Genomic DNA, 22,527 nt, shown 5'->3' with positions numbered 1-22,527 from the left:
GCCTACAGTAGCCTAACAACGTAGGCCGGATAAGGCGTTTTTGCCGCCATCCGGCAGAATTAAATGAGTAACCAAAACGATGAGTCTGAACCTGGTAAGTGAACAATTGCTAGCGGCGAATGGCCTGAAACATCAGGATCTGTTTGCCATCCTGGGCCAACTGGCCGAACGCCGTCTTGATTACGGCGATCTCTATTTTCAGTCGAGCTATCACGAATCCTGGGTTTTAGAAGACCGCATCATTAAAGATGGTTCTTACAATATCGATCAGGGTGTTGGCGTGCGTGCCATCAGCGGCGAAAAAACGGGGTTTGCCTATGCAGACCAGATTAGCCTGCTGGCGCTGGAGCAAAGTGCGCATGCTGCCCGGACTATTGTGCGCGACAGCGGCGACGGCAAAGTAAAAACGCTGGGTGCGGTAGAGCATCAGGCGCTTTACACTTCGGTCGATCCGTTACAGAGCATGAGCCGCGAAGAGAAGCTGGATATTCTGCGTCGCGTTGACAGCGTTGCGCGTGCTGCCGACAAGCGCGTTCAGGAAGTAACCGCCAGCCTGACCGGTGTTTATGAGCTGATTCTGGTGGCGGCGACCGACGGTACGTTGGCCGCGGATGTCCGTCCACTGGTGCGTTTGTCGGTCAGCGTACAGGTCGAAGAAGACGGTAAACGTGAGCGCGGCGCGAGCGGTGGCGGCGGTCGCTTTGGCTATGACTATTTCCTTGGCGATCTTGATGGTGACGTTCGTGCCGACGCGTGGGCGAAAGAGGCTGTACGCATGGCGCTGGTCAATCTCTCGGCGGTAGCTGCGCCGGCCGGTACGTTACCGGTGGTACTCGGCGCTGGCTGGCCTGGCGTTCTGCTGCACGAAGCGGTCGGTCATGGTCTGGAAGGCGACTTTAACCGCCGTGGCACCTCGGTATTTAGCGGCCATATGGGTGAACTGGTCGCGTCAGAACTGTGTACTGTTGTGGATGATGGCACCATGGCGGACCGTCGTGGTTCCGTGGCTATTGATGACGAAGGTACGCCGGGCCAGTATAACGTGCTGATCGAAAACGGTATTCTGAAAGGCTACATGCAGGACAAACTGAATGCGCGCCTGATGGGTGTGGCGCCAACGGGGAACGGACGCCGTGAATCTTACGCGCACCTGCCGATGCCGCGGATGACCAACACCTATATGTTGCCAGGGAAGTCTACGCCGCAGGAAATCATCGAATCTGTTGAATACGGTATTTATGCGCCTAACTTTGGCGGCGGCCAGGTGGATATCACCTCCGGGAAATTTGTGTTTTCGACGTCCGAAGCGTATCTGATTGAAAACGGTAAAGTGACCAAACCGGTGAAAGGCGCGACGCTGATTGGCTCCGGTATCGAAGCGATGCAGCAAATTTCGATGGTGGGTAACGATCTGAAACTGGATAACGGCGTAGGCGTTTGTGGGAAAGAAGGCCAGAGCCTGCCGGTTGGCGTGGGTCAGCCGACGCTGAAGGTCGATAATTTGACGGTCGGCGGCACCGCATAACATCATGATCCAGGCCCGATAAGCGTCAGTACCATCGGGCATCTTGCCGGATGCGGCATCAACGCCTTATCCGGCCTGGACTCTTCTTATTTCTCTTTCCCTCGACCATACATTCCCTGGAACAGCTGTGCCACATCGACAAAATAATCCGTCAGATAGTTAATTACTACCTGAACCTTAAGCGGCAGTTTGTCTTTTTCGGTATACAGCGCATAGACCGGACGCGGATCCGACTGGTAGCGGGGAAGCAGGATCTCCACTTCGCCGCGATTGATCTCATTGATCACCCACATCAATGGTACATAAGCAATGCCCGCGCCTGCGGCCAGCCAACGCACCAGCGTCATCGGATCGTTGGTGACGAAGCGCCCCTCTGGAATCAGGCGGGTAGAGATCCCCTCCGGGGCGATAAGCTCGAATTCATTATCCGGGCGAACGCTGTATTCCAGCCATGAGTGATTGCTGAGATCGGCTGGTTTTTCCGGAGCGCCAAACTGGGCGAGATAGCTTTTAGCGGCGCAGACCACCATCGGCATGGCCCCCAGACGGCGTGAAAACAGGCTGGAGTCTTGTAACGCGCCGACGCGGATAACCACATCCAGGCCATCGGCAATTAAATCCGGTGCCGGGATGCCAGTGACCAGATTTACCGTCAGACCGGGGTACTCTTTCAGCATTTTCGCTGTCAGCCCGGCGAGGACATTTTGTGCCATGGTTGAAGAACAGCCAATACGCAACGTGCCGATAGGAGTGTTATTAAAGGCATACAGCTGCTCATGCACATCCTGCGCTTCGTGCAGCATGCGACGGCAGCCCTGGTAATAAATTTTACCGGCTTCGGTTAGCCCAATGCTGCGCGTACTGCGGTTTAGCAGTTTGACCTGTAGCTCATCTTCCAGTTTAGAGACCGTCTGGCTTATCGATGAAACGCTCATTTGTAGCTGTCTTGCGGCGGCGGTGAAGGAGCCCAGTTCGACAACTTTGGCGAACACCGACATACGTTTTAATCGTTCCATTATTCACTCTGGCTTAAAAGTGATTTAGATCACATAATATAGATAACAGCATAACAGTTACGTTAATATATTATTATTCAAATAACGGCTATGTCGCTCTCGCCTGGCTCATCCTTGCCCTTCTCTGCGGTGACATACGCTAGAAAATCTATCACCTGCACTCTCTTAAGCTACCAAGGTCAACATGAGTCTGTTTCCCGTTATCGTTGTGTTTGGTTTGTCCTTCCCACCGATTTTTTTCGAATTGCTTTTGTCACTGGCGATTTTCTGGCTGGTGCGCCGGGTGCTGGTTCCCACTGGCATTTATGATTTTGTCTGGCATCCGGCTCTGTTTAACACCGCGCTGTATTGCTGCCTGTTCTATTTAATAACGCGCCTGTTCGTTTGAGGTTGAAGTGAAAACACTAACAAAAAAACTCTCCCGTACGGCCATGACTCTCGTACTGGTCATTCTGGCCTTCATCGCTATTTTTCGCGCATGGGTGTTCTACACCGAGTCGCCGTGGACGCGTGATGCGCGTTTCAGCGCAGATGTCGTCGCCATTGCGCCGGACGTTGCGGGTCTTATTTCCAACGTTAACGTCCATGATAACCAACTGGTGAAAAAGGATCAGGTCCTGTTTACCATCGACCAGCCGCGCTATAAAAAAGCGCTCGAACAGGCCGAAGCCGACGTCTCTTATTACCAGGTTCTGGCGCAGGAAAAACGTCAGGAAGCCGGTCGTCGTAACCGTCTGGGCGTGCAGGCCATGTCTCGTGAAGAGATTGATCAGTCTAACAACGTACTGCAAACCGTATTACACCAGTTGGCGAAGGCGCAAGCGACCCGCGATCTGGCAAAATTGGATCTTGAACGTACCGTTATTCGTGCGCCAGCGGATGGTTGGGTGACTAACCTGAATGTCTACAGCGGCGAATTTATTACCCGTGGCTCCACGGCGGTGGCGCTGGTAAAACAGCACTCGTTCTATGTCCTGGCGTATATGGAAGAAACCAAGCTGGAAGGCGTACGCCCTGGATATCGCGCTGAAATTACCCCGCTTGGTAGCAATAATGTGTTGAAAGGTACCGTTGATAGCGTGGCGGCTGGCGTAACGAATGCCAGCAGCACGCGGGACGCAAAAGGTATGGCGACCATTGATTCCAATCTTGAATGGGTCCGTCTGGCACAGCGTGTGCCGGTGCGCATTCGTCTTGATGAGCAGCAGGGAACTCTGTGGCCAGCCGGGACGACGGCTACCGTTGTTATCACCGGTAAGCAGGATCGCGACGCCAGTCAGGAATCCTTCTTCCGTAAAATGGCGCACCGCCTGCGCGAGTTCGGTTAATTGCGATGGGTATTTTTTCCATTGCCAACCAGCATATCCGCTTCGCGGTAAAACTGGCGTGCGCGATTGTCCTGGCGCTGTTCGTTGGTTTTCACTTTCAGCTTGAGACCCCGCGCTGGGCGGTGTTGACCGCGGCAATTGTGGCCGCTGGCCCGGCTTTTGCCGCCGGTGGGGAACCCTATTCAGGCGCTATCCGCTATCGCGGGATGCTGCGTATCGTCGGGACATTTATTGGCTGTATTGCCGCACTGATCATTATTATCAGCATGATCCGCGCCCCGTTATTGATGATCCTGGTGTGTTGTATCTGGGCCGGTTTTTGTACCTGGATCTCGTCGCTAGTGAAGATCGAGAATTCCTATGCGTGGGGGCTTTCGGGCTATACGGCGCTGATCATCGTCATTACTATCCAGGCTGAACCGCTGTTGACGCCGCAATTTGCGCTCGAACGTTGTAGCGAGATTGTGATGGGGATTGTCTGTGCCATTGTTGCCGATCTGCTCTTTTCACCCCGCTCGGTGAAACAGGAAATTGATGTCGAACTGGACAGCCTGCTGGTGGCGCAGTATCAGCTTATGCAGTTGTGTATAAAGCATGGCGACAGTGAAGAAGTGGACAAAGCCTGGGGCGATTTAGTCCGTCGCACGGCGGCGCTGGAAGGGATGCGCAGTAACCTCAATATGGAGTCTTCACGTTGGGTGCGTGCTAATCGCAGGCTCAAAGCATTAAACACGCTGTCGCTCACGCTTATTACTCAGTCTTGTGAAACTTACCTTATTCAAAATACCCGCCCGGAACTGATCACTGACACCTTCCACGAGTTGTTCGACACACCGGTTGAAACGGTGCAGGATGTCCATAAACAGTTGAAGCGGATGCGTCGGGTAATTGTCTGGACCGGCGAACGTGAAACACCGGTAACGATTTATAGCTGGGCAGGTGCGGCGACGCGCTACCTGTTACTGAAGCGCGGTGTGGTGAGTAATACAAAAATTAGCGCGACGGAAGAAGAGATCCTGCAGGGCGAGCCGGTGGTTAAAGTTGAATCAGCCGAACGTCACCATGCGATGGTCAACTTCTGGCGCACCACCCTTTCCTGTGTGCTGGGAACCTTGTTCTGGCTGTGGACCGGCTGGACATCTGGCAGCGGGGCGATGGTGATGATTGCGGTCGTCACCTCGTTGGCAATGCGCTTACCCAACCCCCGGATGGTGGCGATAGATTTTATCTACGGTACGTTGGCGGCATTACCGCTCGGCGCGCTCTATTTTCTGGTGATAATCCCCAATACGCAGCAAAGTATGCTGTTGTTGTGTCTGAGCCTGGCGGTGCTGGGATTCTTTCTGGGGATTGAGGTACAGAAACGACGGCTGGGATCAATGGGGGCGCTGGCCAGCACCATTAATATCATTGTGCTGGATAACCCGATGACCTTTCACTTTAGCCAGTTCCTTGACAGTGCGCTGGGGCAGATTGTTGGCTGCGTGTTGGCGTTTATCGTCATTCTGCTGGTGCGTGATAACTCTCGTGACAGAACGGGTCGTGTGTTGCTCAACCAGTTTGTCTCGGCGGCGGTTTCAGCGATGACCACCAACGTAGTCCGTCGTAAAGAAAATCATCTTCCGGCACTTTATCAGCAGCTGTTTTTGCTGATGAACAAGTTTCCCGGCGATCTGGCGAAGTTTCGCCTGGCGCTGACGATGATCATCGCGCACCAGCGCCTGCGTGATGCGCCGGTACCGGTGAACGAGGATTTATCCGCATTCCATCGCCAGCTGCGTCGCACCGCCGATCACGTAATTTCAGCAGGAAATGACGACAAGCGCCGACGCTACTTTAGCCAGTTACTGGAGGAGCTTGATATCTACCAGGAAAAATTAATTATCTGGCAAGCACCACCGCAGGTGACCGAGCCAGTAAAACGACTCAGCGGGATGCTGCACAAATACCAGCATGCGCTGGTCAGTAATTAAGAGTTGAAAACCGACGCTAAAAGCGTCGGTTTTTTTATGGCTATACTTACCTGAAAATGCGAGAGACCCTTACATATTGGTGGTCTGTAGAGTAGCTGGCGTCGGGATGGTGGCTATAGATGAACATCTATACATTTGATTTTGACGAGATAGAAGATCAGGGTGATTTCTACCGCGAGTTCACGCGCGCATTCGGTCTGGCGCGGGAAAAGGTGGTTGATTTGGATTCTCTGTGGGAGGTAGTGATCGGCGAAGTCTTGCCGCTGCCGCTGGAAATTGAATTTGTCCATTTGCCTGACAAACTACGCAGGCGATACGGCGCGTTGATTTTACTGTTCGATGAAGCGGAAGAAGAGCTGGAAGGGCAGTTGCGTTTTAATGTTCGTCACTCAATGTAAGACATAAAAAAGCCCCCGGCAGGCGGGGGCAAGTCGTCGGACTTAGACGACGAGGGTTTATTTGTAGAGTTCTGCAGTAGCGTGCCAGTGAGCACCTTCACGGAGTTCGGTGACGCGATAGCTGCTGGCGCCTGCTTTTTCAGCTTTAGCGGCGATAGCCTGACGCATGTCCATTGGTGAACTACCGATCTGAGAGACGGAGACGCTACCGATGGATTGCAGATTCTGTGCTTCTTGTGAGTTCACCTGAGTAACCGCGGCGCTTGCACCGAAGGAGAGAACAGAAAGAAGGCTTAAGGTTGCAATAGTAGTTTTGATTTTCATGATATTTACCTCGTCGAATTCTTTTATAGGGGTCTGCGTTTCGTGACCCTCATCACAAAATCAAGTATACACTAATAACTCGATAAATTAATACCACGCTAATTGTTTCGTTAGGTATTAAGTGTTAAGAATAATGTTTTTCATAACTAAATGGAATTAAAAATGGAGTTAAAAACACCAGTTGTTAGATAAATATAATAAAATCATGAGTATACAAAATTTTGCAAAATGTGCGTTTTTAAAACTACGTATTCACCATGTGAATGTATTTCGATGGTTAAACGCACCATTTGTTAAATCAATAGCAGTGAAAAATAGATGGAAGGGGATGGAAAGAGAGTGTTTTCCCCCGCCGCGAGGCGACGGGGAGGCGGTATTACAGTTCTTGTTCGAACAGTTCCAGAATGGCTTCGTACAGATCTTTTACCGTAAAACCCTTAGCTGGGGTGGTGAAGATGGTATCGTCACCGGCAATCGTACCCAGGATACCTTCCGCTTTCCCCAATGAGTCCAGCAGACGTGCAATCAACTGAGCAGCGCCAGGGCTGGTATGAATAACCACGACCGCATCGTTATAGTCGATATCCAGCACCAGATTTTTCAGCGGACTGGAGGTCGTGGGTACGCCCAGCTCAGCCGGAAGGCAGTACACCATTTCCATTTTCGCATTGCGGGTACGCACGGCGCCAAATTTGGTCAGCATGCGTGAAACCTTGGACTGATTGATATTATCAAAGCCCTGGTCCTGCAACGCGAGGACGATTTCGCCTTGAGAGCTGAACTTTTCTTCTTTAAGTAGCGCTTTAAACGCCTTTACTAATTCTTCTTGTTTTGCCGAGCTTCGCATAAGTCACCCGTAATATGGCGGTAGAAACAACATTATTGTGCATACAGATGAATTTTTATGCAAACAGTCTGCCTTGTTCAAGGCTGAAATAATGTTATGAAAGAGCGGAATTTTATCAAATTTCGTTATCAAGAAACATGCCTGTGTCACGGCTCGCAAATAAGGTTAAAAGTAAATTAAATGTTATCAAATTGATGTTGTTTTGAGAGGTGGGTAGGGTATATTGTCAGCACCTGTTGGAAAGTTGCTCTACTGTGTGGGTGGTTTTGAATTACGTAACTTAGGTTTTATTTTACGTAAGTTAAATGCATAAAAGCCAAATTTGCGTGACTACGCATTCTTGACGCGTGGTTGTTGTATTCATTGGATTTGTGAATTAAGGTCGCCGCCGCGGAGCAATAGACATTTTGCTTATCAATATAATAAGGAGTTTAGGATGAAAGTTGCAGTCCTCGGCGCTGCTGGTGGTATCGGTCAGGCGCTAGCATTACTGTTAAAAACCCAACTGCCTTCAGGTTCAGAACTCTCCCTGTACGACATCGCTCCAGTAACGCCTGGTGTGGCCGTTGATTTGAGCCATATCCCTACTGCTGTGAAAATCAAAGGCTTCAGCGGTGAAGACGCTACCCCTGCACTGGAAGGTGCTGATGTAGTACTGATCTCTGCGGGTGTCGCGCGTAAACCGGGTATGGATCGTTCCGACCTGTTCAACGTCAACGCCGGTATCGTGAAGAACCTGGTGCAGCAAGTTGCTAAAACCTGCCCGAAAGCGTGTATCGGTATCATCACCAACCCGGTGAATACTACCGTTGCTATCGCTGCAGAAGTGCTGAAAAAAGCAGGCGTATACGATAAGAACAAACTGTTTGGCGTGACCACGCTGGACATCATCCGCTCCAACACCTTTGTTGCGGAACTGAAAGGCAAACAACCTGGCGACGTTGAAGTTCCGGTTATTGGCGGCCACTCTGGCGTGACCATCCTGCCACTGCTGTCACAAATTCCTGGCGTAAGCTTCACCGAACAAGAAGCCGCTGACCTGACTAAACGTATCCAGAATGCGGGTACTGAAGTTGTGGAAGCTAAAGCCGGTGGCGGTTCTGCAACCCTGTCTATGGGCCAGGCTGCTGCACGTTTCGGACTGTCCCTGGTTCGCGCATTGAGCGGCGAAAAAGGTGTGGTTGAATGTGCTTACGTTGAAGGCGACGGCCAGTATGCTCGCTTCTTCTCTCAGCCGCTGCTGCTGGGCAAAAACGGCGTAGAAGAGCGTCAGTCTATCGGCAAGCTGAGCGCGTTTGAACAAAGCTCGCTGGAAGGTATGCTGGATACGCTGAAGAAAGATATCACTCTGGGCGAAGAGTTCGTTAAGTAACGCGAAGAGAGGCCTGCGTGTATTTGTAGGCCTGATAAGCGTAGTACCATCAGGTATTACGAGTTAACGCCCTACGATATGCCTAATAAAAACCGGAGCTAATTGTGCTCCGGTTTTTTTATGGTAAGTGGGCAGCCAGACGTGACGTTAGTTGGTGGCTGGGTATTCCTGGATCGTTACCTGCAGCGTCAACTGTTTGTCATCACGCATCACGACAACGGAGATAACTGAACCTGGTCGAATCTCTGCCACCTGGTCCATCGTTTCCAGCGCAGACACCGCCGGTTTGTTATTGACCGAGATAATCAGATCGTTAACCTGAATGCCTGCCTGCGCTGCCGGACCATCCGGGGCTACTTCGTTAACCACAATGCCCTGAATTTGATCCATCCCGCCGCCCTGAGCATGCAGTGGCGCAATTTCGCGACCGCTGATGCCGATGTAGCCACGAATCACGCGCCCGTCACGAATCAGCTTATCCATGATTTTCGTTGCCAACTGAAAAGGAATGGCAAAGCCGATCCCTTCCGGGGTTTCGCCATCGTTGCTCTTATCAAACGACAGCGTGTTAATCCCCATCAATTCACCCAGTGAGTTGACCAGCGCACCGCCGGAGTTTCCGTGGTTGATGGAGGCATCCGTTTGCAGGAAGTTTTGCCGCCCAGTTGGGTTCAGGCCAATACGGCCGGTGGCGCTGATAATCCCCTGGGTGATGGTTTGCCCAAGGTTGTACGGGTTGCCAATGGCGAGTACCACGTCACCAATGTGTGGCACGCGTTTGTTATTAATTGGGATTGTTGGCAGCCCGCCAGTGGCGTTGATTTTCAGCACCGCAAGGTCGGTTAACGTATCAGACCCCACAAGCAGCGCTTCAAATACACGCCCATCCTGTAATGCGACGATGATTTGGTCAGCATCATTAATGACGTGCTTATTGGTAATGATATAGCCGCGCTGATCCATGATAACGCCTGAGCCGAGCGTACGGATCTCTAGCTGGTTATGTGCTGTGCTGTTCATACTGCGGTTATAAACGTTAACGACGGCAGGAGCAGCACGGCGAACCGCCGAGTTATAGCTGGCGGGCGTTTCATCTGCACTGTCAAACTGCGGTGTAGTAAGGGTATTAATTTTGCGCAGAGAGGGCATCGCCGCCAGCAGAATGGCGCCGACGATTAAACCAATCGCGACCGAACGTAAAAGCTTCACAAACATGATGGCGGCGTCATTAAAAAAGGGAACGGCAGCAGCATATCACGAGTTAACCGGACATCACACGGGGGGCTGATGTCCGGTTTAATGCATTACCGCAGGAGTAGGTAAATACTGTCGTTACCGCGAACCACCTGCAGAGCGATAATCGCCGGTTTCGCTTCCAGCACCTTACGCATTTCGGCAATCGAGTTTACGCGATCGCGGTTAACGCCAATGATAACGTCATCTTTATGCAGACCAGCCTGTGCGGCTGGACTACTTTTTTCAACGTTATCTATTTTGATGCCTTTAGTGCCATCTTTTAACTGACCATCACTGAGCGTAGCGCCTTGCAACGCAGGGGCGATCATTTCCGCACTGGCGGACGATGATGTGCTGGTATCCAGGGTGACTTCAACCTCCAGCGGTTTACCGTTACGCAGCAGCCCCAGTTTGACCTTGGTTCCTGGTTCAGTTGTCGCAATGCGTGAACGCAGTTCGGCAAAGCTGCTGAGTGGTTTACCGTTGAGACTGGTAATGACGTCACCGGATTTCACCCCCGCCTTGGCAGAACCTGAGTTGGGCAGAACCTCGCTGACAAACGCCCCGCGCTGCACATTCAGATTGAACGCTTTGGCGATGTCGGCGGTCATTTCGGTACCTTTAATCCCTAACAGACCGCGTTTGATTTCGCCAAACTGCATCAACTGTTGGGCCAGCGTGCGCGCCATGTTGCTTGGGATCGCGAAGCCAATCCCGATGCTGCCGCCGCCGGGCGCCAGAATCGCGGTGTTAATGCCAATCAACTCACCGTTGAGATTAAGTAACGCGCCGCCGGAGTTACCCCGGTTGATGGACGCATCGGTCTGAATAAAGTTTTCCAGACCCTCCAGGTTCAGCCCACTGCGGCCTAATGCCGATACGATGCCGGAGGTGGCGGTTTGCCCGAGACCGAACGGGTTACCGACGGCCACCGCGAAATCACCCACGCGGAGTTTGTCGGAGTCGGCAATGGCGATTTGCGTCAGGTTACTGGGGTGTTGAATTTGCAGCAGGGCGATATCGCTCTGATCGTCACTGCCGATCAGCTTCGCGTCGAACTCTCGGCCATCATTAAGCTGAACGCTGATTTTTTGCGCCTGATTAATGACGTGGTTATTGGTCAGGACGTAGCCTTTTGCGGCATCAATAATGACCCCTGAGCCCAGCCCTTCAAAAGGTTGTGAAGGTTGGTCGGGAAGCTCATCACCAAAAAATTTTTTAAACTCTTCCGGGACTTTTTGTCCTTGAACAGCGGTGCCTTCGACCCTAACGCTCACCACGGCAGGTAACACTTTCTCCAGCATCGGGGCAAGGCTGGGAAGCGCAGCCTGACCGGGAACCTGGCCGGGAATCGACGCAACGGCCGGGAATGGCGCCGAGAGAGTTAACCCGACACTTAACGCTAATGCACTCAACAGCTGGGTTTGTTTTTTCATGGATCCTGCTCTCGTACCTTGAGTAAACGGAAGATGATTCAAAACAGTTTGATGTTATTGAATTTTCGGTTTGGTCACAATGAGGCTAACGACTAAATAATAGCTGGGACGGGAAGAGAAGCGGAGGGCGCAATTACTGCGCCCAATAAATTTCTTAACGATGTGCGTTTAGTCGCGCTTTGCGCCACTACGCAGCAGGCCGGAGGCTCCTTCAGAATAGTCACGCGGCATCTGAACCGGCGCCTGATCGTTGCCAGCTTCGGACTCTGCCAGACGATTACGGAACGGGTTGTTTTCCGGCGACATACCCGGCAGCAGGTTGCTCGAGCTTTTCGCCATATGCTGGTAGATCTGACGATAATCGTCCGCCATGTTATCCAGCAATTCAGCGCTGCGGGCAAAGTGGCTCACCAGCTCTTCGCGGTACTCTTCCAGCTCAGCTTTATTTTTTTCCAGTTCGTACTGCAATGCCTGCTGTTGGCGTAATTTACGATTACCAAAACGCATGGCTACAGCACCAATAATGATACCGACGACTAACCCAATTAGCGCATATTCCCAGGTCATGAACATCTCCCGTTGTCTTGTGTTTCCGTAGGGTGTTGGCTGTAGGCTCCATGCCTGCGCCTGATTATGCCACTATAACCGCTAATCCCGTAGAAGTGGAATCCCGTGTTTATATCACGTAATGTAGAACGGCCTTTTTTTCGTCAACCGTGAGCGACGGCACATCGATTCTCAAGGAATAACAATAACATCATGCAAAGCCTTTCCCCGACATCGCGTTACCAACAAGCCCTTACAGACGGCACTCATCAGCCCGACAGCGTACAACAAGAAGCCGTGAATCGACTGGAAACCATTTTCCAGGCGTTAACGACGCCAGCTCGTCCTGCCCCGCAGGAGAATGGTCTGATGGCGCGTTTTGGCAAATTGCTGGGCAAGCGTGAGTCGCCGACCAACCCGCCGGTGCGTGGTTTGTATATGTGGGGCGGGGTCGGACGCGGGAAGACCTGGCTGATGGATCTGTTCTACCATAGTCTGCCGGGCGGGCGTAAACAGCGTTTGCACTTTCACCGCTTTATGCTGCGCGTCCATGAAGAGCTTACCGCCCTGCAGGGGCAGAGCGATCCGCTGGAAATCATTGCCGACCGCTTTAAGGCCGAAACGGACGTGCTGTGCTTTGACGAATTTTTTGTTTCTGATATCACCGACGCCATGCTGCTTGGCGGCTTAATGAAGGCGCTATTTGCCCGGGGCATCACGCTGGTGGCGACCTCCAATATTCCGCCGGACGACCTGTATCGCAACGGTTTGCAACGCACGCGTTTTCTTCCTGCCATTGATGCCATCAAGCAGCATTGCGACATCATGAATGTTGATGCCGGCGTCGATTATCGTCTGCGCACCTTAACGCAGGCGCATTTGTGGTTGTCGCCTCTGAATGAGGAAACCCGCCAGCAGATGGATAAGCTGTGGCTGGCACTAGCGGGAACCAAAAGTGAGCATGCGCCGACGCTGGAGATCAACCATCGTCCAATGCAGACGCTGGCCGTCGAAAACCAAACGCTGGCGGTGTCATTCACTACGCTCTGCGTCGATGCCCGCAGCCAGCACGATTACATTGCATTGTCGCGCCTGTTCCACACGGTGCTGTTGTTTGATGTGCCGGTCATGACCCCGCTGATGGAAAGTGAGGCGCGACGCTTTATCGCGCTGGTGGATGAGTTCTACGAACGCCACGTCAAGCTGGTGGTGAGTGCGGCATCTCCCTTATATGAGATCTACCAGGGCGAGCGTCTGAAGTTTGAATTCCAGCGTTGTTTGTCGCGTTTGCAGGAGATGCAAAGCGAGGAGTATCTGAAGCGTGAACATTTAGCCGGTTAAACCTGCCGCAAATCACATAAAGGGGTCGATCTTTGACCCTGACTTCTCTATAATCTTGCGACCCCACGTTACGAGAGAGTTTTTTTCCCAAAACTTTCTATGCGCCGGCATAGGCTATTCGAAGGGGTAGGTTTGCTGGACAATGTCGTGTGAACCTCAACTGACAAAACGTTTGGGTGTTCACCAACGTGTAACTTATTTATTTGGGTAAGCTTTTAATGAAAACTTTTACAGCTAAACCAGAAACCGTAAAACGCGACTGGTATGTTGTTGACGCGACCGGTAAAACTCTGGGCCGTCTGGCTTCCGAACTGGCTCTGCGCCTGCGCGGTAAGCACAAAGCGGAATATACTCCGCACGTAGATACTGGTGATTACATCATCGTTCTGAACGCTGACAAAGTTGCTGTAACCGGCAACAAGCGTACTGACAAAGTGTACTATCACCACACCGGTCACATCGGTGGTATCAAACAAGCGACCTTTGAAGAGATGATTGCTCGCCGTCCTGAGCGTGTGCTTGAAATCGCGGTTAAAGGCATGCTGCCAAAAGGCCCGCTGGGTCGTGCTATGTTCCGTAAACTGAAAGTTTACGCTGGCAACGAGCACAACCACGCGGCACAGCAACCGCAAGTTCTTGACATCTAATCGGGATTATAGGCAATGGCTGAAAATCAATACTACGGCACTGGTCGCCGCAAAAGTTCCGCAGCTCGCGTTTTCATCAAACCGGGTAGTGGTAAAATCGTAATCAACCAACGTTCTCTGGAACAGTACTTCGGTCGTGAAACTGCCCGCATGGTAGTTCGTCAGCCGCTGGAACTGGTCGACATGGTTGAGAAACTGGATCTGTACATCACTGTTAAAGGTGGTGGTATCTCTGGTCAGGCTGGTGCGATCCGTCACGGTATCACCCGCGCTCTGATGGAGTACGACGAATCCCTGCGTGGCGAACTGCGTAAAGCTGGCTTCGTTACCCGTGATGCTCGTCAGGTTGAACGTAAGAAAGTCGGTCTGCGTAAAGCACGTCGTCGTCCGCAGTTCTCCAAACGTTAATTGCTTTCTGCTTCGGCAGACAACAATTTGCGAAAAAACCCGCTTCGGCGGGTTTTTTTATCACTATTGCTCCCCGTGGAAGCACGGTAATCCGCTGATTGCCACCTCTTTTTCCCCATTTCAAGAATCGACTCACCACAAAGGTCACAAAATCTGGTAAACTATCATCCAATTTTCTGCCCAAATGTCAGGTATCGCTCATTTTTTGTTTGTATTTTGAACAGTAATGGCTTTCCTGAGTCTGGGTGACATCACTTCTGGCTGGCCACTGAGTGGCTGGTAGCAGTAAAAATTCTGAATATACCTGGAGGTTTTCATGGCTGTCGCTGCCAACAAACGTTCGGTAATGACGCTGTTTTCTGGTCCTACTGACATCTATAGCCATCAGGTCCGCATCGTGCTGGCTGAAAAAGGTGTTAGTTTCGAGATTGAGCACGTGGAGAAGGACAATCCACCTCAGGATCTGATCGACCTCAACCCGAATCAGAGCGTACCGACACTGGTGGATCGTGAGCTGACCCTGTGGGAATCTCGCATCATTATGGAATACCTGGATGAGCGCTTCCCGCATCCGCCGCTGATGCCGGTTTACCCGGTTGCGCGTGGTGAAAGCCGCCTGTACATGCAGCGTATCGAAAAAGACTGGTACACGCTGATGAACGTCATCGTGAACGGTTCCGCTTCTGAAGCCGAGGTCGCGCGTAAGCGTCTGCGCGAAGAGCTGCTGGCAATCGCGCCAGTATTCGGTCAGAAACCTTACTTCCTGAGCGATGAGTTCAGCCTGGTAGACTGCTACCTGGCGCCGCTGCTGTGGCGTTTACCGCAGCTGGGTATTGAATTCAACGGTGCCGGTTCGAAAGAACTGAAAGGTTATATGACTCGCGTCTTTGAACGTGATTCTTTCCTGGCTTCTCTGACTGAGCCTGAACGTGAAATGCGTCTGGGCCGGGGTTAACCTGTATGGATTTGCCACAGCTAACACCACGCCGTCCGTATCTGCTGCGCGCATTCTATGAGTGGTTGTTAGACAACCAGCTCACGCCGCATCTGGTGGTGGATGTGACGCTCCAGGACGTGCAGGTTCCGATGGAATACGCACGTGACGGGCAAATAGTTCTGAATATTGCACCGCGCGCGGTGGGGAACCTGGAACTGACAAATGACGAAGTACGCTTTAACGCGCGCTTCGGTGGTGTGCCGCGTCAGGTTTCCGTCCCGCTGGCTGCAGTTCTGGCTATTTATGCTCGTGAAAACGGCGCCGGTACGATGTTTGAACCGGAAGCCGCCTACGACGAAGATGTCGCCAGCTTAAATGATGACGACAACGAAGCGTCTGGTTTTGAGAGTGAAACGGTCATGTCGGTCATTGATGGCGATAAGCCTGACAACAGCGACGACAACGATCCGGATGACGGGCGCCCAGCGCTACGCGTAGTGAAATAAAGAGTGAAATAAGAAAACAGGCCCTTTCGGGCCTGTTCTGTTTTCTGGCTCTGCAATCAATAAAACAGCGCGATGGTGACTATCATATTCACCACAAACCCCACTGCCATCGGAATAGCGGTGCGCTTTACCACCTCAAAGGGCGACACGCCGGCAATACCTGAAGTCACGACGATCACTGCGGTAATGGGTGATACCGCGCGGGCCAGCGTAGTGGCAAAATGCATCGGCATAATCATCACTACTGCCGGAATATGCAGCCCGGCGGCAATATCCGGGATCAGGCTGGCAAAAGACATAAACGGTGCGTTGCCTGAGCCCATGACGATCGCACAGGCGGCAATGACCACGGCCATGATGATCATCACGCCGATGCCGCCAAGGCCCGAGTGTTCCGCGCCTTTAATCACTGCGTCCACTGTCCCGATAGTCGTCAACCCTTTGGCAAAGATCTCACCGGCGACCACCAGTGTGACAACGTTGGCAAACTGTGTCCCCATGCCGTCAAAAAAAGCCTGCACATCATCCATTGTTTCGCGCAGATTATGTTTATGCAGGAATTCGACAAACATGGTCAGCGTCATGCTCATGAGCATCACCACTACCAGATTCAGTTCTGCCTGCATTAATCCCATATGTGCCAGCAACAGCGAACCCAACATCAGGATCAGCGGCATCACCGGTAAAATGGCGTAATACAGCGGGGGTACATCTTCCAGCGTCTTTTGTTCAGCGAACCCGTTGTTTTCCGGTAACGTTTTTTTATCAAATCGGCGCTGTACGAAAAAATGCGCAATGGCGACAGCGATAATGACGCATGAAGCGACGGGGAGCTGGTAATGGAAGAAGTAGGTGGCGATTTTCATGCCCGCGACCTGCGCGGCAAAAATAGAGTTGGTTTCCAGAATGCCCCATTCAATCGACATCGAGGTGGCAATGACCGCAACCGCGGATAATCGACTCACGCCAAGACTGACCAGCGTTGGGAAAAGCGTCACCATCAGTAGCATGCCTAACCCGGAAGCGCTGGTAATGAACTGCGCCATGATCTGACCAATCACATAGGTGGCGGCCAGCACGACATAGGGGGAACGGATCAGCTTAAGCGGTCGGCTTAACAGGCTAACCATCGCTCTGCTGGCCCCCATCCTGTCCATATAACGGGCATAACCACCCACCGCCATGATAGATAAACCCAGCCCTGCCGCCCGATTTGAGAGCATACGCAGAATTTCGTTGTAAATATCGACCAGTAGATAGCCGCTACTTTTATCGTCAGCGACCAGCGCGCCGTAACCCAGCCAGACGCCGCAGATCATCAGGAAGATCCCGGCTGCTGCCAGCACGACCTGGGGTTTGTAGTTTTTGAGGATCAAGTAACCCATCGTTAATAAAACGATGACAGAGATAATGATGCCGAACATTGTTTCACTCCATGCCAGGGAAGATGATAAATCCGGTAATAATGCTGTTGTCAAAACGGATGTTATATTTTTCTGGACACTTTTTATGGAGTGGATATCTTATTTTTAACGCAATGGTTAATTTATTTTATGTTATAAAATAGTGGGTTATGATAAATTCTCAAATTCATATTCGGAAATCTCACGAAGCCGATATAGCCTTGTTTAATTAAAGGTAATCGGCATGTTCAAGCTAAATATAATATGAATAATAAATATATTATTCATAAGTCAGCCTGTCTGGATGACCATCATTTCACCCTGCTTTCGATCCTGTGTTAGGATAAACCCGCTGTTGTTTGTCACCACGACTTAGCTGAATAGGCCCTATGAACGCATTTGATTCGCAAGCTGAAGACTCTCCATCCACCATTGGCCGTAGCTTACGCAATCGCCCGCTGGCGCGTAAAAAACTGTCTGAGATGGTTGAAGAAGAACTGGAGCAGATGATCCGTCGTCGGGAATTTGGCGAGGGAGAACAGCTGCCGTCTGAGCGGGAGCTGATGGCCTTCTTTAACGTGGGTCGTCCTTCTGTACGAGAAGCGCTGGCAGCGTTAAAACGCAAAGGCCTGGTACAAATCAACAACGGCGAGCGCGCCCGCGTTTCGCGTCCTTCGGCTGATACCATTATTAGCGAGCTGTCCGGTATGGCCAAAGATTTCCTCGCGCATCCCGGCGGCATTGCCCACTTCGAGCAGCTGCGACTGTTCTTTGAATCCAGCCTGGTACGATACGCCGCAGAACACGCCACTGACGAGCAAATCGCCAGACTGGTGAAAGCACTGGAGATCAACAGCCAGTCGCTGGATGACAATACGCTATTCATTCGCTCGGACGTTGATTTTCACCGTGTGCTGGCGGAGATCCCGGGCAATCCCATCTTTATGGCGATCCATGTTGCGCTGTTAGACTGGCTGATTGCTGCCCGCCCGACCGTTGCCGATCAAGAGTTGTATGAGCACAACAACGTGAGTTATCAGCAGCATATCGCCATTGTCGAGGCAATTCGCCAGCGCGATCCTGAAGAAGCTGACCGCGCACTGCAAGAACACCTCAACAGCGTTTCCGCGACCTGGCACGCTTTCAGCAAAAGTAAAAAATTGCGTAAGTGATCGCGATCCTGACGATCGTTTAGTGAAGCAGATCGCACTATAAGCGTTCTGTATTGTATTGCTGCTTATTTGATCTGGTATAACAGGTATAAAGGTATGCAGTCAGATAACACTAATCATCGACAGAGGTAGTTATGGCAAGAGATCTAAAAGGCGTAATGCCAGCGTTGTTAACCCCATTCGATAACCAACAGCGGCTGGATGTTGAGAGTCTGCGCCGGCTGGTGCGTTTCAACATTGGCCAGGGTATTGATGGGCTCTATGTCGGTGGCTCTACGGGCGAGGCCTTTGTCCAAAACCGCGTTGAAAGAGAGCAGGTGCTGGAAATTGTTGCCGAAGAAGCGAAAGGCAAGGTGACGCTTATCGCCCACGTTGGCACGGTGAGTACCGAAGAGAGCCAGCAACTGGCGAGCGCCGCGCATCGCTACGGCTTTGATGCGGTTTCAGCCGTCACGCCGTTTTACTATCCGTTCAGTTTTGAAGAACACTGCGATCACTACCGCGCAATCATTGATTCGGCGAATGGATTGCCGATGGTGGTCTATAACATCCCAGCGCTGAGCGGCGTAAAACTGACGCTGGATCAGATCAACACGCTGGTGACGCTACCTGGCGTTGGCGCGCTGAAGCAAACTTCCGGCGATCTCTATCAGATGGAACAGATCCGCCGCGCTCATCCCGATCTGGTGCTTTATAACGGTTATGACGAGATCTTCGCTTCTGGTTTGCTGGCGGGTGCAGATGGCGGTATCGGTAGCACTTACAACATCATGGGATGGCGTTATCAGGGAATTGTGAAAGCACTCAAAGAAGGCGACATTCGGACGGCACAAAAGCTGCAAACTGAGTGCAATAAGGTTATCGATCTGCTCATTAAGGTTGGCGTGTTCCGCGGCCTGAAAACGGTACTGCACTATATGGACGTGATTTCTGTTCCGCTGTGTCGTAAGCCGTTTGCCTCGGTAGATGAACGCTATCTGCCAGAACTGAAAGCGCTGGCTAACCAACTGCTGGCGGAAAAGGCGTAATCGCGGGTCGCCGGGGAGCTTTGCTCGCCCGGCCTGGATTTTCGACCGTAGGCCGGATAAGACAAAGCCGCTATCCGGCACAACAACAAAAATCGTCGGGAGAGTAAAATGAGTACTTCTACCCAGAGCATCCCGTGGTATCGCCATCTCAATCGGGCGCAATGGCGGGCATTTTCCGCCGCCTGGCTGGGATATTTACTTGATGGTTTTGATTTTGTGTTAATCGCCCTTGTGCTGACCGAAGTTCAAGGTGAATTCGGTCTGACGACGGTGCAGGCTGCCAGTTTGATCTCAGCCGCCTTTATCTCCCGCTGGTTTGGCGGGTTAATGTTGGGGGCCATGGGCGACCGTTACGGACGCCGTCTGGCGATGGTCACCAGCATCATTCTGTTCTCTGTCGGGACGCTGGCTTGCGGCTTCGCGCCAGGCTACACCACCATGTTTATCGCTCGCCTGGTTATCGGGATGGGGATGGCTGGCGAGTACGGATCCAGTGCCACCTATGTCATTGAAAGCTGGCCTAAACACCTGCGTAACAAAGCCAGTGGTTTCCTGATCTCCGGCTTCTCCGTTGGCGCAGTGGTCGCCGCCCAGGTTTACAGCCTGGTGGTCCCGGTCTGGGGATGGCGCGCGCTGTTCTTCATCGGCATTCTGCCGATTATCTTCGCCCTCTGGCTGCGTAAAAATATTCCGGAAGCGGAAGACTGGAAAGAGAAACACGAAGGCAAAGCGCCGGTGCGTACGATGGTGGACATTCTCTATCGGGGCGAACATCGGGTTATCAATATTCTGATGACTCTCGCTGCTGCAACCGCGCTGTGGTTCTGCTTTGCGGGCAATCTGCAAAATGCGGCTATCGTGGCGATACTCGGGCTGATATGCGCATTTATCTTCATTAGCTTTATGGTGCAAAGCAGCGGTAAGCGTTGGCCCACGGGCGTCATGCTGATGGTCGTCGTGCTGTTCGCCTTCCTTTACTCGTGGCCGATTCAGGCGCTGCTGCCTACATATCTGAAAACCGAACTCATGTATGACCCCTCAACGGTTGCCAGAGTGCTCTTCTTCAGCGGCTTTGGCGCGGCGGTCGGCTGTTGCGTCGGTGGGTTTCTTGGCGACTGGCTGGGCACCCGTAAAGCCTATGTCTGCAGTCTCCTGGCCTCGCAGCTACTGATTATTCCGGTATTTGCGATCGGTGGTTCAAACGTCTGGGTCCTGGGTTTGCTGCTGTTTTTCCAGCAAATGCTCGGTCAGGGGATCTCCGGGATCTTACCGAAATTAATTGGTGGCTATTTCGATACCGACCAGCGAGCTGCGGGTCTGGGCTTCACCTACAACGTTGGGGCGCTTGGCGGGGCACTGGCACCGATCATCGGCGCACTGATTGCACAACGTCTGGATCTGGGAACCGCGTTGGGATCGCTCTCCTTCGGCCTGACATTTGTGGTGATCCTGCTGATTGGTCTCGATATGCCGTCCCGCGTACAGCGCTGGCTGCGTCCTGAAGCGTTACGTACGCATGACGCCATCGATGGTCGACCGTTTAGCGGGGCCGTGCCGTTCGGCGGTGACAAAAGCACCATGGTGAAATCCAAAAGTTAATCGGGTTGCCCGGCGCTAAACCGGGCAACTAGCGAAAGGGAAGAACGATGTCGTTATTTAAGCAACGGGATAAAAAGATTATCACCGCGAAGCAGAAGGCTGCGTCATGACTACGCTGGCGATTGATATCGGTGGCACCAAACTGGCTGCAGCGCTGGTGGACAGCAACCTGCGAATCCGCGAACGGCGCGAATTGCCAACACCTGCCAGCAAAACGCCGGATGCGCTGCGCGCCGCGTTACAGGCACTGATTGCGCCGCTACAAGAGCAGGTGAAGCGGGTGGCGATCGCCTCGACGGGGATTATCCGTGAGGGTTCTCTGCTGGCGCTGAATCCATATAACCTCGGCGGGTTGCTGCATTTTCCGTTGCGGCAAACGCTAAAAGATCTCACAGGTTTGCCGACGCTGGCGGTCAATGACGCGCAGGCCGCGGCGTGGGCTGAGTATCATGCGCTTGGCGGCGAGTACCGCGATATGGTGTTTATTACCGTTTCCACCGGCGTGGGCGGCGGAGTCGTGAGTGCAGGGAAACTGCTGACCGGAGTCGGCGGTCTGGCCGGGCATCTGGGACACACGCTGGCCGATCCGCATGGCCCCGTGTGCGGCTGCGGGCGGGTGGGCTGCGTTGAGGCGATCGCATCCGGTCGAGGGATCGCGGCGGCTGCCGAAGGCGCGCTTGCCGGATGCGACGCAAAAACTATTTTTAGCCGTGCCGGGCAGGGGGATGAGCAGGCCAGCCGGTTGATCCATCGCTCAGCGCGAACATTGGCAAGGCTTGTCGCCGATGTGAAGGCCACGACCGATTGCCAGTGCGTGGTCATTGGCGGCAGCGTTGGGCTGGCTGAAGGGTATCTGGCGCTGGTGGAACATTATCTGGCAGAAGAGCCTGCGGCCTATCACGTGGAGTTACTGGCGGCGCATTACCGTCATGACGCTGGATTATTGGGGGCCGCGCTGTTGGCCCGGGGAGAATAATGATGATCACAGATGAATTGCGTTCACTACCTTCTTCCGGATTACATCCGGTATTACAGGAAGCACTAACGCTGGCCGTTGCGGCAAGACCGCAGGAGAAACCACCAGGACGCTATGAGCTGCAGGGCGATAATATTTTTATGAACGTCATGCAGTTCGCCACGCAGAGCCCGGAGCAAAAGAAAGCGGAGCTGCATCAGCAGTACATTGACATTCAGGTGCTGTTGTCCGGTGAAGAACGCATTCTGTTCGGGATGACCGATTCTGCTCGCCAGTGCGAAGAAAGGCATGCTGAGGACGATTATCAGCTGTGCAATCACATTGCCGATGAGCAGGCGCTCACCTTAAAGCCGGGAAGATTCGCAATTTTTATGCCGGGTGAGCCGCATAAACCGGGTTGTGCGGTGGAGGAGCCAGGGGAAATCAAAAAAGTTGTGATTAAGGTGCGCGCCAGCTTATTACACGCCTGACGATGAGAGAGACGTGTCGGATGACAAGGTTTGCGCCAT

General features: G+C 52.5%; 23 protein-coding genes. 16 read left to right on the top strand and 7 right to left on the bottom strand.

Annotated elements, in window-relative coordinates; translation table 11 throughout:
• The first annotated feature begins 79 nt into the window (after positions 1 to 79).
• On the top strand, positions 80 to 1,525 hold the full coding sequence (gene tldD / locus FDX04_RS17345) for a metalloprotease TldD (protein WP_032940819.1): 1,446 nt from the start codon (positions 80 to 82) through the stop codon (positions 1,523 to 1,525).
• Positions 1,526 to 1,611: 86 nt separating this feature from the next.
• On the opposite strand, the gene aaeR is transcribed toward tldD, so the two are convergent.
• Positions 1,612 to 2,541, bottom strand: coding sequence for an HTH-type transcriptional activator AaeR (gene aaeR / locus FDX04_RS17340; RefSeq protein ID WP_137360149.1), 930 nt, complete (start codon positions 2,539 to 2,541; stop codon positions 1,612 to 1,614).
• Between the two features lie 184 nt (positions 2,542 to 2,725).
• On the opposite strand from aaeR, the gene aaeX reads away from it, so the two are divergent.
• The 4 genes from aaeX to FDX04_RS17320 all read left to right on the top strand — a co-directional run bounded on the left by aaeX (position 2,726) and on the right by FDX04_RS17320 (position 6,240).
• A complete protein-coding gene (aaeX, locus tag FDX04_RS17335; RefSeq protein ID WP_003025177.1) occupies positions 2,726 to 2,929 on the top strand; it encodes a p-hydroxybenzoic acid efflux pump operon protein AaeX in 204 nt (67 codons plus the stop codon).
• 7 nt (positions 2,930 to 2,936) lie between these two features.
• Positions 2,937 to 3,869, top strand: coding sequence for a p-hydroxybenzoic acid efflux pump subunit AaeA (aaeA, locus tag FDX04_RS17330; RefSeq protein ID WP_038634348.1), 933 nt, complete (start codon positions 2,937 to 2,939; stop codon positions 3,867 to 3,869).
• Positions 3,870 to 3,874: 5 nt separating this feature from the next.
• Entirely contained in the window at positions 3,875 to 5,842 is a 1,968-nt protein-coding gene (gene aaeB / locus FDX04_RS17325) for a p-hydroxybenzoic acid efflux pump subunit AaeB (RefSeq protein ID WP_137371278.1), read from the top strand.
• A gap of 119 nt (positions 5,843 to 5,961) precedes the next feature.
• Positions 5,962 to 6,240 (top strand): hypothetical protein, encoded by a 279-nt coding sequence (locus FDX04_RS17320; RefSeq protein WP_137371277.1) that lies wholly within the window; start codon positions 5,962 to 5,964, stop codon positions 6,238 to 6,240.
• A 57-nt stretch (positions 6,241 to 6,297) separates the two neighbouring features.
• Here FDX04_RS17320 and yhcN read toward each other — a convergent pair whose 3' ends face one another.
• Positions 6,298 to 6,564 carry a peroxide/acid stress response protein YhcN gene (gene yhcN / locus FDX04_RS17315; protein ID WP_003828812.1) on the bottom strand — a complete coding sequence of 89 codons (267 nt, stop codon included), beginning with the start codon at positions 6,562 to 6,564 and terminating at the stop codon, positions 6,298 to 6,300.
• A gap of 376 nt (positions 6,565 to 6,940) precedes the next feature.
• Positions 6,941 to 7,411 carry a transcriptional regulator ArgR gene (gene argR, locus FDX04_RS17310; RefSeq protein WP_003025162.1) on the bottom strand — a complete coding sequence of 157 codons (471 nt, stop codon included), beginning with the start codon at positions 7,409 to 7,411 and terminating at the stop codon, positions 6,941 to 6,943.
• Positions 7,412 to 7,847: 436 nt separating this feature from the next.
• Between argR and mdh the strand changes: the two genes are divergently transcribed.
• On the top strand, positions 7,848 to 8,783 hold the full coding sequence (gene mdh / locus FDX04_RS17300) for a malate dehydrogenase (protein ID WP_008785953.1): 936 nt from the start codon (positions 7,848 to 7,850) through the stop codon (positions 8,781 to 8,783).
• 147 nt (positions 8,784 to 8,930) lie between these two features.
• Here the strand turns inward: mdh and degS are convergent, their stop codons facing one another.
• From degS to zapG, 3 genes are all read right to left on the bottom strand, one after another.
• On the bottom strand, positions 8,931 to 9,998 hold the full coding sequence (degS, locus tag FDX04_RS17295) for an outer membrane-stress sensor serine endopeptidase DegS (RefSeq protein WP_042311325.1): 1,068 nt from the start codon (positions 9,996 to 9,998) through the stop codon (positions 8,931 to 8,933).
• 89 nt (positions 9,999 to 10,087) lie between these two features.
• Positions 10,088 to 11,455 carry a serine endoprotease DegQ gene (gene degQ, locus FDX04_RS17290; protein WP_042311323.1) on the bottom strand — a complete coding sequence of 456 codons (1,368 nt, stop codon included), beginning with the start codon at positions 11,453 to 11,455 and terminating at the stop codon, positions 10,088 to 10,090.
• 168 nt (positions 11,456 to 11,623) lie between these two features.
• Positions 11,624 to 12,022: a Z-ring associated protein ZapG gene (zapG, locus tag FDX04_RS17285; protein ID WP_003025147.1), complete on the bottom strand. Its 399-nt coding sequence runs from the start codon at positions 12,020 to 12,022 to the stop codon at positions 11,624 to 11,626.
• A gap of 192 nt (positions 12,023 to 12,214) precedes the next feature.
• On the opposite strand from zapG, the gene zapE reads away from it, so the two are divergent.
• From zapE to sspB, 5 genes are all read left to right on the top strand, one after another.
• On the top strand, positions 12,215 to 13,342 hold the full coding sequence (zapE, locus tag FDX04_RS17280) for a cell division protein ZapE (RefSeq protein ID WP_137360146.1): 1,128 nt from the start codon (positions 12,215 to 12,217) through the stop codon (positions 13,340 to 13,342).
• Between the two features lie 218 nt (positions 13,343 to 13,560).
• Entirely contained in the window at positions 13,561 to 13,989 is a 429-nt protein-coding gene (rplM, locus tag FDX04_RS17275; protein ID WP_003025141.1) for a 50S ribosomal protein L13, read from the top strand.
• A gap of 15 nt (positions 13,990 to 14,004) precedes the next feature.
• A complete protein-coding gene (rpsI, locus tag FDX04_RS17270) occupies positions 14,005 to 14,397 on the top strand; it encodes a 30S ribosomal protein S9 (protein WP_003025138.1) in 393 nt (130 codons plus the stop codon).
• Positions 14,398 to 14,713: 316 nt separating this feature from the next.
• A complete protein-coding gene (gene sspA / locus FDX04_RS17265; protein ID WP_003025132.1) occupies positions 14,714 to 15,352 on the top strand; it encodes a stringent starvation protein SspA in 639 nt (212 codons plus the stop codon).
• 5 nt (positions 15,353 to 15,357) lie between these two features.
• A complete protein-coding gene (sspB, locus tag FDX04_RS17260; protein WP_137371276.1) occupies positions 15,358 to 15,840 on the top strand; it encodes a ClpXP protease specificity-enhancing factor in 483 nt (160 codons plus the stop codon).
• A gap of 56 nt (positions 15,841 to 15,896) precedes the next feature.
• Here the strand turns inward: sspB and dcuC are convergent, their stop codons facing one another.
• The gene (gene dcuC / locus FDX04_RS17255; protein ID WP_042311319.1) at positions 15,897 to 17,264 is read right to left on the bottom strand and encodes an anaerobic C4-dicarboxylate transporter DcuC; all 1,368 of its coding nucleotides are present in this window, start codon (positions 17,262 to 17,264) and stop codon (positions 15,897 to 15,899) included.
• A 359-nt stretch (positions 17,265 to 17,623) separates the two neighbouring features.
• Between dcuC and nanR the strand changes: the two genes are divergently transcribed.
• The 5 genes from nanR (at position 17,624) to nanQ (ending at position 22,488) form a co-directional block, all read left to right on the top strand.
• Positions 17,624 to 18,415 carry a transcriptional regulator NanR gene (nanR, locus tag FDX04_RS17250; protein ID WP_137371275.1) on the top strand — a complete coding sequence of 264 codons (792 nt, stop codon included), beginning with the start codon at positions 17,624 to 17,626 and terminating at the stop codon, positions 18,413 to 18,415.
• Between the two features lie 134 nt (positions 18,416 to 18,549).
• On the top strand, positions 18,550 to 19,443 hold the full coding sequence (nanA, locus tag FDX04_RS17245; RefSeq protein WP_137371274.1) for an N-acetylneuraminate lyase: 894 nt from the start codon (positions 18,550 to 18,552) through the stop codon (positions 19,441 to 19,443).
• A gap of 108 nt (positions 19,444 to 19,551) precedes the next feature.
• Positions 19,552 to 21,042, top strand: a complete 1,491-nt coding sequence (nanT, locus tag FDX04_RS17240; protein ID WP_038634306.1) for a sialic acid transporter NanT — start codon at positions 19,552 to 19,554, stop codon at positions 21,040 to 21,042.
• Between the two features lie 106 nt (positions 21,043 to 21,148).
• A complete protein-coding gene (gene nanK, locus FDX04_RS17235; RefSeq protein ID WP_137371273.1) occupies positions 21,149 to 22,018 on the top strand; it encodes an N-acetylmannosamine kinase in 870 nt (289 codons plus the stop codon).
• 2 nt (positions 22,019 to 22,020) lie between these two features.
• Complete coding sequence (gene nanQ / locus FDX04_RS17230; RefSeq protein WP_137360158.1) at positions 22,021 to 22,488, top strand: N-acetylneuraminate anomerase; 468 nt, start codon at positions 22,021 to 22,023, stop codon at positions 22,486 to 22,488.
• Positions 22,489 to 22,527: the final 39 nt, after the last annotated feature.

The sequence above is a fragment of the Citrobacter sp. wls615 genome, from assembly GCF_005281355.1.
GTDB classification, from domain to species: domain Bacteria; phylum Pseudomonadota; class Gammaproteobacteria; order Enterobacterales; family Enterobacteriaceae; genus Citrobacter; species Citrobacter werkmanii.
This window is presented reverse-complemented; position numbering and strand designations above follow the sequence as displayed.